The organism is Methanolobus psychrotolerans (genome assembly GCF_002243045.1).
Taxonomy (GTDB): Archaea; Halobacteriota; Methanosarcinia; order Methanosarcinales; family Methanosarcinaceae; genus Methanolobus; species Methanolobus psychrotolerans.
The window spans coordinates 1-12,380 of record NZ_MBKP01000063.1; the positions used below are offsets into that span (position 1 = coordinate 1).

General features: G+C 41.1%; 7 protein-coding genes and 2 pseudogenes. 4 read left to right on the forward strand and 5 right to left on the reverse strand.

Features of this window, described 5'->3' with window-relative positions; all coding sequences use genetic code 11:
* From BB781_RS14305 to BB781_RS14315, 3 genes and pseudogenes are all read left to right on the forward strand, one after another.
* Positions 1 to 185 (forward strand): annotated as a pseudogene (locus BB781_RS14305) (dimethylamine corrinoid protein 3); the annotation flags it as partial.
* Positions 186 to 198: 13 nt separating this feature from the next.
* A pseudogene (mtbB, locus tag BB781_RS14310) lies at positions 199 to 1,602 on the forward strand ([dimethylamine--corrinoid protein] Co-methyltransferase).
* Positions 1,603 to 1,728: 126 nt separating this feature from the next.
* Complete coding sequence (locus tag BB781_RS14315) at positions 1,729 to 3,201, forward strand: APC family permease (RefSeq protein WP_094229152.1); 1,473 nt, start codon at positions 1,729 to 1,731, stop codon at positions 3,199 to 3,201.
* Positions 3,202 to 3,345: 144 nt separating this feature from the next.
* Here BB781_RS14315 and BB781_RS14320 read toward each other — a convergent pair whose 3' ends face one another.
* The 5 genes from BB781_RS14320 to BB781_RS14340 form a co-directional block, all read right to left on the reverse strand.
* Positions 3,346 to 4,125 carry a helix-turn-helix transcriptional regulator gene (locus tag BB781_RS14320; RefSeq protein ID WP_094229153.1) on the reverse strand — a complete coding sequence of 260 codons (780 nt, stop codon included), beginning with the start codon at positions 4,123 to 4,125 and terminating at the stop codon, positions 3,346 to 3,348.
* A 68-nt stretch (positions 4,126 to 4,193) separates the two neighbouring features.
* Positions 4,194 to 4,598: a response regulator gene (locus BB781_RS14325; RefSeq protein ID WP_094229154.1), complete on the reverse strand. Its 405-nt coding sequence runs from the start codon at positions 4,596 to 4,598 to the stop codon at positions 4,194 to 4,196.
* Positions 4,599 to 4,629: 31 nt separating this feature from the next.
* Positions 4,630 to 6,672: a histidine kinase dimerization/phosphoacceptor domain -containing protein gene (locus BB781_RS14330; protein ID WP_094229157.1), complete on the reverse strand. Its 2,043-nt coding sequence runs from the start codon at positions 6,670 to 6,672 to the stop codon at positions 4,630 to 4,632.
* A 525-nt stretch (positions 6,673 to 7,197) separates the two neighbouring features.
* Positions 7,198 to 9,117 (reverse strand): hydantoinase/oxoprolinase family protein, encoded by a 1,920-nt coding sequence (locus tag BB781_RS14335; protein ID WP_094229155.1) that lies wholly within the window; start codon positions 9,115 to 9,117, stop codon positions 7,198 to 7,200.
* Positions 9,118 to 11,073, reverse strand: coding sequence for a hydantoinase/oxoprolinase family protein (locus BB781_RS14340; RefSeq protein ID WP_094229156.1), 1,956 nt, complete (start codon positions 11,071 to 11,073; stop codon positions 9,118 to 9,120).
* Between the two features lie 818 nt (positions 11,074 to 11,891).
* Between BB781_RS14340 and BB781_RS14345 the strand changes: the two genes are divergently transcribed.
* Positions 11,892 to 12,380 (forward strand): PAS domain-containing protein (locus tag BB781_RS14345; RefSeq protein WP_129582734.1); only part of this gene is annotated, 489 nt, incomplete at its 3' end.

The window sequence follows — 12,380 nt, forward strand, 5'->3', positions numbered from 1 at the left end:
CCACTACTCTTCCTGGCCAGAAAGAGGTCATCGAGATGCTCAAAGAGCAGGGTCTGCGTGACAAGGTAAAGGTAATGGTTGGCGGTGCTCCTGCAACCCAGAACTGGGCTGACAAAATAGGAGCTGACTGCTATGCGGAAAATGCAAGTGAAGCTGTGGCAAGGGCCAAGGAACTCCTGCTTTAAATGAGGTGAAATTATGGCAACAGAATATAAATTAAGAATGGGAGACGGAAAGCGCGTATTCATGACAAGGGAGCAGATCGTAGCTGACATTAAGGAAGGTATGGCAGATGCTGCTGACCTTGGAAGTATCCCTGAACTTACTGAAGATGAGATAGACAAGCTTGTGGATATCCTCATTATGCCTTCCAGAATGGTTGGTGTAGAGCTTGGAAAGGAAGTTCCTGTAACCCACGATATCGGAACCATCAGGCTTGACGGTGACCAGGGTAACAGCGGCGTAGGCATTCCTTCCAGCAGGCTGATAGGTTCGATGATGCACGAGCGTGCTTTTGGTGCTGACACAATGGAACTCGGACACATCGACTACAGTTTCAAGCCTGCAAAACCTGTTATAGCACAGGAAATGCAAACAATGGAAGTCTGCCAGCAGAACATGGTTATTCCTTTGCTCTATGGTGCAATGCCCAACATGGGTCTTTACTATACACCCGATGGACCTTTTGAAAACCCCGGAGACCTGATGAAGGCGTTTAAGATCAGGGAAGCGCAGGAGTCCATGGAGCATGCTGCCAAGCATCTGACAAGGGACACTGTCTGGATCATGCAGAGGATGATGTCTTCAGGTTCTGACGGTGTAAACTTTGATACGGTTGGTGCTGCAGGTGATGGTGACATGTATGCTTCCCTGCATGCTGTCGAGGCACTTAGAAAACAATATCCTGATATGTACATAGAGGTAGGTATGGCAGGTGAACTCCTCCTCGGTTTGCATGGTGAGATGGAATACGATGGTGTCACCCTTGCAGGACTATGGCCTCATCAGCAGGCTCCCCTTGCTGCAAAGGCAGGTGCCAACATCTTCGGACCCGTTGTTAATACTAACACCAGCAGGACATCCCCGTGGAATCTGGGAAGAGCTGTGACCTTTGTCAAAGCTGCCGTCAAAGCTTCACCAATTCCTTGCCATGTAAACATGGGAATGGGTGTTGGTGGTATCCCGATGTTCGAGACGCCGACCATTGATGCAGTATCCAGGGCCAGCAAGGCGATGGTCGAGATTGCCGGCGTGGATGGTATATAGATAGGGGTCGGCGACCCGATGGGTATGCCGATCTCCCATATAATGACCTCCGGAATGAGCGGGATCAGAGCAGCAGGTGACCTTGTTGCAAGGATGCAGTTTGCAAAGAGCATGCGCGTCGGTGATGCGAAGAACTACGTTGCAAAGAAGCTGAACGTTTCCACAGATGACCTCAGTGACGAGTATGTAATGAGAGAACTGAGAGAAGAGCTTGGTATTGGTGTCATCACTTCAGTTGCAGGTGCTCCAAAGGGAATTGCAGCAAAGATGAATATCGAGAAACTACTGGATATCAAGATCAATTGCTGTGAGAAATTCAGAAAACAGTTGAAGTGAAGTGAGTTTTCCGGGAATGTTATACTCAGCCAGTGGTTGGGTTTAGAAGTCTAAGACACCTGTAAAAATCCTTTTTTTTGGAAATTACGGGTGTCAACATCATCTAAAAAAAGAGGTGATTACAAAATGGAACGAAAAGAAGAGGGTATAGACTGGCATCATGCAGAACAATGTTCAAAAGTTGTCTGTGAGTCCAGTGTACTGGAAAGGACAATTGACTGGAAACAAGGTCTGGCAATTGCTATTGGTGTACCGCTGCTGATCTTACCGTCTATAGGTTATTTTGCAAGTTATCTGTGGTCTTTCGCTATCATTGTCTGGGGTCTGTCAGTATTCCAGGGTTTTATGCAAAATCTTGCTTATGGTGAACTGGCAACGGTATTTCCACATGCATCCGGGCTTCCTGGATTTGCCCAGAATGTTTTTAAAGGAAAAGGAAAGGACAAATATGATAAAGGTAAGCTAATTGGTGGATTCAGCGCATGGAGCTACTGGTTTGCATGGAACCCTGTGCTGGCCATCTTTGCAATACTTGTAGGCAGTTATCTCCATGGTCTTATTCCGGGACTATCCGGTTTTTCAGAGTACAGTCTTTCGCTTGCAGCTGGTATTATTATATTTGGAGCACTTATCATTATCAATGCAAGAGGTCTTTCAAGTGGAGCAACTATGGGATACATACTTGCTTTCCTTTCACTTGCGCCATTGGCAATCATAACGTTATCTCCATTTATAAGTGGGGATTTCGTCCTGTCTAACATAACAGGTTCATGGCTTCCAACTGACTGGGTATGGGATCTCCATCACATATTGATACTGCTTGGTATTTTTGCAATGGCACAATGGAGTGCTTGTGCATGGGAAACCGCAGCTATCTACGGTCCCGAATACAAGAAACCAGGTAGCGATGTACCAAAAGCACTGTTTAGCTGTGGTATAGTATGCTTCTTTACGTATGTACTTGTACAGACAGCAGTAACCGGTACTCTTGGAATAGATGGTCTGCTTGCAGAACCTATCTCACCAATGCTGCCACTTGCACAGGCTGCAATGGGACCCATAGGAGCTTACATTTCCATAATTATGCTGATAGCTGCTATGGTCCTTATTATACAAACTGCATATCTTGGTTCTGCAAGGGCAATGCACTCACTGGCAACCGAAGGCAATCTTCCAAAAATATTTGGTAAGATTAATTCCAATGGAACTCCAGTATTTGCAATGATAATTATTGGTATTTTTAACCTAGCTCTTATCTCCCTTGGAACACCAACGGCTATTCTTGCAGCATCTGCAATAGGATATGTTTGTGCTAACGGTATCAGTCTTTTCGCCTACGTAAAGGCAAAGACGGATCCAACCCTGGCTGCACGTGACAGACCTTTTAAGGCACCAACTGGATGGAAGAATGTGGCTCTACTATTTGGTTTGTTCAACCTGCCTCTCTGTCTTATAGGTGTTGTCTACCTTAACAGTCTTGAGATCGGGTGGACTTCAACATGGGTCGGTTTTATTGTTTTGGGTCTGTACATACCGATGTGGTATTATTCACAACATGAGAACCATGTAGCAAAGCAGTCGGAAACACAGAAAGCCTAAAGCAGTAATTTCGCAGTAGGCACTGAAGAAGTTGCTTGCTGCAATATTGTTTTTACTGCATTACCTCCAATTGTGCAGAAACAGTTAGATCTGGTAGTCTTAAGGATCATCAAAGGCTACCAGGTATCTTTTTTAAAATTTCATTTAAGCAATGTTCTCAGCTTTCTCTTTTAAGAAAGAGAACAACTCTTTACTCCACTGGAGTGCATTGCTGTCAAAGCTCATGAGGATAGTATGGTCATATTGTCCCTGCTTGTTGAAGAAACAAAGGAAGAGAAAACGGTCAGTACTCACCAGTGTTGCCAGTCCTGTTGTTTCGTTTGACACAAAAAGCCCGGTATTTTCAAAATCCAAGAACCTCCTTATATCGTCTGCATAGTCCTTTTTCATTCTCTCATGAACAGAACTTGTTACAACCAGGGAAACGTCGATTCCATTTTCAGCAAGATTTGAGTAGAGGGCTGGATATTGAGGATGGAAATAAGCATTAAAAGCCATGACATAAGTGGATTTAAAAATATTATCGGTAAACTCTCTGGGAAATTCAAAAAGATAGTTAAGATCAGGATCAATGATAACACAGTTACCCAGTTCACCAAATCTTTTCAGTATTGATTCGGGGATGTTGTTGAGATCACGATTGAGCCAATAGTTGCTGTTCTCTTCAAAGACATTCACTGCATTTAAAAGTGGAAGCATGTTTGCTACCAGTACTTTCCCCATATTGGTCAGGATGTAATAATCCCCATTCTGGATTACAAGGCCGTGCTCCTTGAGTTTCTTTATCTGGGGAATAAGAGCTGTGGAAGTCACATTTAGACTTGTTTTTATTTCTTCACGACTCTTTTCTCCCTCCAATAAAAGAAGAAGAACATTCTTCCTTTTTTCGGAATTGAAGATTATGTCTATCAACGAATCTTTCATTCTAACCAACTTTTATTGTTTATATGTATAGCGCATCATCTCAGTGTTTAAAAGGAGTTCATGCAGTTCTATAGCAGGTTTTTACTTTCTGTTTTTTCCATTCTATGCTTGTAAAGAGCCATTTCGATATTGCTACGCAGGTCATCCGCCTTGAATGGTTTAACGATATATCCATAAGGTTTTGTCATCTTTGCTTTTTCGAGGACCTCATCATCGGAGTATGCAGTGAGATAAATGATGGGTATATCAAAATTCTTACGGATCTCCTCGGCAGTTTCCACTCCGTCCATGTCCCCTTTCAGTCTTACATCCATCAATACGAGGTCAGGGAAGGTGATCTCTGCCATCTTTATAGCTTCTTTTCCTGTTGCGGCTATAGCTGGTACAGTATATCCGAAACTTTTCAGCTTTTTCTTAATATTAAGACCAATAATGTTTTCGTCCTCTACAACAAGAATTTTTACTTCTTCCATGATATCACCTAAATTTACCATTCTAAATATATCATTTTAAGATTATTCTGAATTTCGTACCTTTGTTTCTGTCAAGCTCAATGATACCGTCTATCTGGGATGTCAGGGTCGTGACCAGTTGTAATCCCAGAGAATCTGTTTCTTTGAAATTGATGTTTTCCGGGAAACCGACACCATTGTCCCCTACGATCAATGTTAAGCTTCCGTCTTTAATACTTAGATGTACATATATTTCCCCAATTTTTCCGTTTTTGAATGCATGCTTGAATGAATTTGAAACAAGTTCATTCACTATCATTCCAAGTGGAATAGCAGTGTCCATGTCAAGAAAAGTAGGGTCAATATCTAATTTGACCTGAATATTCTCTTTATTTATTGCATATGAATACGACAGTTCATTAACAAGCTTCATAAGATAATCGGAAAAATCGATGCTCTCCATGTCCTGTGACCTGTAAAGCTCTTCATGTACCAGTGCCATGGATATCACACGGTTCTGGCTTTCCCTGAAAGCCTCGATAACATACTTATCCTCGAATTTATCAGATTCAAGATCAAGCAAGCTTGAGATGACCTGAAGATTGTTCTTTATACGATGATGGATTTCTTTCTTACGTATTTCTTCTATCTTCTTGCGTTCGTCTATCATTCTTGACAACGTTGCCCTTGTTTTTTCTATTCCCTCGGTAAGGATAAGGAAATCGCCATCTCCATATACTTTTACCCTTCTTGAGAAATCATTGTTCTGCACTGCAGTAAGTACCTGGTTCGAGTCTTTTATTATTATGTCAAGCAATTCGGCAAAGTTATCCAGCGTATTTGCAAGTTGCCTGAATTCTCCATGGACATCCAAATGTGAACGTTCCCCAAGCTCTCCCTTTGCAAGTGCATTTGTTAACCTTATTGTATCATGGATAGGTGCTGTCACTGCGTCCAGGATCTCATTAAGACCCATTGGTATCTCTCTAAAGTCTGTTTCTACATCAGTTTCAGCCCTTGAGCCGAGTTTCCCCATGACCGCATCTTTTGATATGCTCTTAAAATCGCGAACTATTTCTTTGATCGGTTTTGTGAAGGACAATGCTATCAAATAAGAGATACCGGCCATGAAAATAATGGCTGCAAAGGATATCTGCAGTAGTTTGTTACTCAGGGTAGTAATTCCTGCAAGCATCTCCTCCTTTGGAATGACAAGAATGAAAGAAAAATTGCCTGTTCTTATAGGCTCATAGAACATTACAATTTTTTCCCCTGTAATGGGGTCAATTGTTTCAACGTGGCCACTTTTTCCATCCCCTATGTCATCTGCAGCTTTTGATACTTCCTCAATTCCAAAATCATAAAGTGTTTTTTCCCCTATCCAGTCTTTATTTGTAGGATGTGAGACAAGGATACCGGTATTTCCTGTCATGAAAGCGTAACCGGTGTCAAATGCCTTTACTTCGCTTATCTCTTCATCCAGATAGTTCAGTGAAACATCAACTCCTCCTATTCCTATGAATTCACCATTTTTCATTATAGGAGAAACATAGCTTACAATGAAGACACCTTCATAATAATAAGGTTCTGTTAATACTTCACTTTCTGTCTTTTTTGGCAACTGGTAGTAATCCAATGTATCATAATTCAGAAGGGGATCGAGTGTGATAGGTCCGGTTATCTTGTTCCAGTACGGAATGAATCTTCCAGTAGAATCATGTCCCTGAGAATTCACATATAAGTTGTCATTTCCATCAAAGGCATCCGGTTCGTAGGCAATATATGTACCAAGCAAGTGGGGATGTTCTACCAGCAGGTTGTAAAGCATATTATTGGCTTCTTCCCTGCTCATGGAATCATAACTACTCATGCTGACTGCTATGGTTTTTGCAATTCCACGGTTGGTTTTCATGTCACCATTGAACTCATTGGCATAGTTTCTGGCCATCTCTATGGATTGCTTGTAGGCAAGTTCTTCTTCCTGGGTGGTTACGGTAGAAATGGTCATTACAGTGCTTGTTGCAAGTACAAGTAAGGTACCTGTCACGATATAGAGAATAAGTTTAAATTTTAATGACTTGTTTTTCCATTCCATCATTATGACCTGATCAAATCTAATCCATGTGTTTTGAAGACAAAAGCTTGGTGACAACAAAGCTATTGTTCCATCATGCTTTAAAATGAACGTTTGTTAATATTGCAATGCCATTATAATGTTACAATAGTTTTGTAATCATCTTTTTTTATCCTCTTAATCTTGACCAATCCTCACAAAAACTACAGTATACACTGTTGGTAAGAATAAAACAGAAAAAAGATTTCATCATTATGTGAACCTTATCACACAATGAAACGCGGGTAATGGCGGAAACCCCGGGAATTTAACCCGACTGAACGGATTTAGAGTCCATTCGATCAACCTGATCCGATTTCCATTACGATTTACCAAGCTATTTTTACAACGAATTATTACTATTTATATTTTGCGTAGATAACTGCATTTACAATTGGAATCATGTCGAATGATTCATTTAATGACAATGTATTACTTTCCCTGACACAATATAGATATAATAGAAAAGAATTAAAAAGAAAATAAAGATAGTTCATGTCTTCATTTTCAGATCCCTGGCATTCCCGTCCCAAGGAAAATAAGTTTTGTCTCAACAGGAGCACCGCCTTGTTCAGCCATTGTGAGATCCTCTCTTCTGATATCGATAATCACGTCTTCGCCTTTGATATCTGAGCTTTCCATATACTCTATTATCAGTTTCTTCCCAATTTCTGTTGCGTATTCAAGGGCCTGGGAATAGTCATTGAATTCTTTTCTTTCAACAGGAGAAAACACCAAAATGGTCCTTTCTGTTTTTGTGTAGAATGATTTTACAAGTATTTCTATGCTCTTGACACCCTTTCCTACAAGGGCTCCCACTGCATTTCCTACCTCTGCATGTTCAGGAACTATGATGTTTGCATCTATCAACTTGTTAAGTTCCTGCACATAAGCATGTACAGGTCCACCAAGCAGGACCACAGGCACATTCACCTTGAACTGTGAGAAGAACTCTCCACGGATTATCTTCTCTATTTCAGATCTTTCAACTCCTTTGAACATGAAACTCATAAGATCAAGTGCCATATTAATGGCAACTTCTTTTTTAATATGCCTGCAAAGCTCAATTTCATCCATTGTTGTCAGTCTTGCAAGGATCTTTGCACCTGTAACCGAAGCTTCACGGTTCCATTTAGTGTACTCGCCAAGCACATGCAGTACATCAGTAGGTGTGAACCCTATTGCCTGGACAAGTCTTTTTTGTATGAGGTTATCCACTTGGTCTGCAGATATCGGAGTTTCCATTTTCCAGAATATGTCATTGATGGAAACAGGTTCTGTGCCTATTGTTCCAAGTAGCTTATTTTCAAACTCACTAAGATTTGGTGCCTTCTTGCCTGTTCTTACGAAGAACTTTGTGGGCTGGATATTTTCTGCAAGTTGCACCCTTGAAGGTGTTCTTCCGGATCTGAGCTGTTCCATGAATCCGGGATATTTTACAGCAGCCAGACAGAGCGGGATCACCCTGCGTGGTCCTATATTGACCTTACGGTTCTTTATCCACACATGACTGTCCCCGCCCAAAGCTGATGTTTCCATGCGGATTGCCTTGACTTTTGTGTGCCATCCACCAACTACGGCTCCTGTATCAACAAGTTCAGGCAAACCATTGTGATTAAGCGAGACATCAGTGCTTGTTCCTCCAACATCGATAACAGCACACGTGTCATTTTTGGAGAGGAAGGAGGCTCCCATGAGACTGGCAGCAGGCCCTGAAAATATAGATTCTATGGGCTTTTCCATGGCCTCATGAATTCCTATGACCGAACCGTCACATTTGAGCATCATGATTTTTGCATCGATCCCTCTTTTCTTGATATCGGTAACAATAGCATGGATGAACTGGTCAGCTATGGGAAGCAGTTGTGCATTCAGGTATGCTGTAACACCCCTGTCGTAGGCTCCCAGATCTTGTGATAGCTCATGACCACAGACTATTGGCAGTCCTGTAAGTTCAGTTAACCGGTCCTTTACTCTCTGTTCATGGCTAGGGTTTCGAATACTGAAATATGAGGAAACGGCAAATGCAGATACCCTGTCCTTTACTTTCAGGGCATATTCCTCGACAGCTTCAATATCAAGAATTTCTTCTTCTGTTCCTGCAACACTGTGTCCTCCTTTCACGACAATATAATCACTGATAGGTGGATTTGCAGGCAGGGTGTGTTTTCCTATAAGTATAAGAGATACAGGATATCCTGTCTTCTCAAGTATTGTATTGGTGGCAAGGGTTGTGGATACTGATACAAGTTTCACATCAGGCAGATACTTGCTGTTCAGCCCGTCTATAGCATTTTCTATACCTGTCAACAGGTCAGGATAGGTTGTAAGTGCCTTGTTAGAGTCGACAATTTTCCTGTCCGAATCCCTGATAATCACTGCATCGGTGTAGGTTCCACCGGCGTCTATTCCCAGACTGTACTGCATTTAATCTACCTCCATTGTTGTCTTATTTTTCCTTGCCTGACCGATGCCCGAAAAAATGAGCCTTGTTTCCACGGGAAGTCCTCCTTCGTGGGTCGCAATGTCATTACGAGTCATATCGATGCTCACTTCATTGGTATCCAGCCCGGCATTTGTCATGTAGTTCATAATAAGTTTGCTTCCCATCTCTTCACCAAACTCCAGAGCTTCGTGATATGATGCGAACTCTTCCCTTCCTCCGGGGAAGAAAGTAACAAAAGATGATGTTTTGAGATTGTATTTCGATTCGGTGTAATTTGCCTTTATCAGGATCTCTAATTTTGTAGCACCCTTTCCTGCAACTGCGCCAACTGCATTTCCAACGCTGCAATACTCTGGCACCAGGATTTGCGCATCTATGTATCCGGCAAGTTTGTCTGCGTAGGCTCTGACAGGTCCACCAAGCAGGACAACAGGCAGGTCTGCCTTGAATCTTGCAAAGAATCTGCCTGTCAGGACTTTTTCGATCTCCTCTTTGCTTACTCCCTCAAGCAGGAAAGATATCAGGTTCAATGCCATGTTCCTAGCCACATCATTTTTAATCTGAATACAAAGTAGGTCTTCGTCAGTTCCGGCAAGTGTTGCAAGTATACCAGCACCAAGTACGGATGCTTCTCTGTTCCATTGTGTGTACTCTCCAAGCACATGCAGGGCATCTGTGGGGGTGAAGCCGATTGCTTTGATAAGTCTCTTTTGTATTAACAGATCAAGCGTTCCGGGATTTGGGAGCCTGCCCTGGTTCCAGTATATCTCACTTACAGTAAGTGGGATGTCTCCGATCCTTGAGAGGAGTTCCTTTTCTGCAGGACTGATCTGTGAAGCCTGCAGTCCTGACCTTACAAAGAACTTGGTAGGCTGCAGGTTTTCACCTATCTGGTTTCGGAGTATGACCTGGTTCTGTTTGAGTTTCTGGATAATCTCAGGATATTTCACAGCAGCCAGGCATAGAGGTATAACCCTTCTTGGACCGATATTGATTACATGGTTTCTGATCCACACATGGCTGTCTCCTCCCATTGCTGATGTTTCCATGCGTATAGCCTTGACTTTTGTTTGCCATCCTCCGACAACGGCACCTGATTCGCTAAGTTGTGGTACTCCTCGATATATTAGAGAAACGTCTGTGCTTGTACCTCCCATATCTATGACGGCACAATCTTCATTTCCTGAAAGATATGCTGCTCCGACAAGACTTGCAGCTGGTCCTGAAAACACAGATTCTATGGGTCTTTTTAAAGCTTCATTAATACCGACAACTGAGCCATCGCATTTGAGCATCATCAGTTTTGCATCTATATTCCTTCTCTTTATCTCGGAACTGACGGCTTCTATAAACTGGCTGGCTATGGGAATTAACTGGGCATTCAGGTAGGCTGTAACTCCTCTTTCATATGCTCCAAGATCCTGTGACAGTTCATGTCCACAGACAACAGGAAGACCTGTAAGTTTGGTTATAACGTCCCTTACTTTTAATTCGTGTTCAGGATTACGTACGCTGAAGTATGATGAAACTGCAAAGGCTGATACTTTGTTTCTGACACTGAGTATAAAATCCCTTACGGAATCTATGTCAATGGGACAAACTTCATTTCCGGCACTGTTGTGCCCTCCTTTTACAAGAATGAAATGTTCTATCTTTTCCCTGTTTGGCATGTCTGCATCGTTAACAAGGATAAGCCCCACAGGATAACCTGTTTTTTCCAGAACGCTGTTTGTTGCAAGGGTTGTTGATACGGATAAATAGCGGACATTTTCAAGATAATGTGGATCTAGTCCTTCAAGACTGTCCCTGATACCTTTTAACAGGTCCGGATAAGTTGTAAGTGATTTGTTGAAACTTACAATGCTTCCGTCTGAATCCTTGATTATCACAGCATCAGTATAGGTGCCTCCGGCATCTATTCCAAGGCTGTAGTGCATTAAAGCACCTCCTAGGGACTTTTCGCCGCCAGGGTCTTTTTCTTAAAAACAGTACTTATATCCTTTCGGAAATGAATACCTGTGAAACTGAAATTTTCAATATCTATTGTTTTTGATAAAGACATTTGTAACCCTCAAAAACGGATTTATACAGAATGTAGAAATCATTGCTCCTTTTTTGTTTTAGTGGAGGTAAAACAAAGGAGCAATTGAAGGAGGTAGAATTTCTACAGAGACTATCTACCAAGATATAGGCCCATTTTTAATCAAGGTGATTCGTTTGATCTCAATTCCTTATTATGCAAAATCTAGTATTTATATTTTTGTATTGTGGAAGGTACTTCCGACAGATATCTTGTAACATAAACAAGTGTACTGATTATGTTTATTGTGTATTTTCCTTCAAATAAACCATGCTAAATCAAAAAGAAACCTATATATACCAAATATAAATCTCTGTAAATTAGTGTGGTCATATCGGATTTTATATGAAATGAGGCATCTTCATAAAAGCCTGTTTTTCTAGTCCAAAGAAATAACTCAACTATTTTCCATATATATATTTTTTGCACGTAGATGAATTTTCATTTTAAAATAACTATGCAGTCTATTTATGTTATACTACAATGCGGTAAAACGTTGTGTTTTTATTTTGCATCATTATCTTTAAATATGATTGATTAAACTACAGGGCCGTTAATATTATATATTGAAAAATCCTCCATTGTCGGATACAAATAATAAATTAAATTATGGGATTTCGAGTTTTATTACATCGAAACTATCATTTAAAAAACCATGAATGCAAGTTCGGAGTGATGAATATTTCTGTTGTTAAAAAATCGGGAAAAAATAAAGCCCATGGTGAGACTATACCAGTTCCTGTTCATCTTAATAAAAAACTGGAAGCAGTTTATAATAGCAGTCCGGTGATATCTTTCCTGTGGAAGGCAGAAGGAAAATGGCCTGTTGAATCTGTATCTGGGAATATTGCTCAGTTAGGTTATACTCCCGAAGAGTTCCTTTCAGAAGAGTTGCTTTATGGGGATATTGTTCATCCTGACGATCTTGAAAGAATTCTGATAGAGGTACGAAAACACTCTGAGAAAAAGAATACATCCTATTTTTCCCTGAACTACCGAATACTTGCAAAATCGGGTGAAGTACGCTGGGTAACTGAAAGGTCATTTATAAAAAGGGATGAAGAAAGCAATATAACTCATTTCCAGGGCATAATTATTGATAATACCGAGCTTGAGAAAACTGAAAGGGAATTGCTGGAAACTGGCAAAAAATATCAGATAATA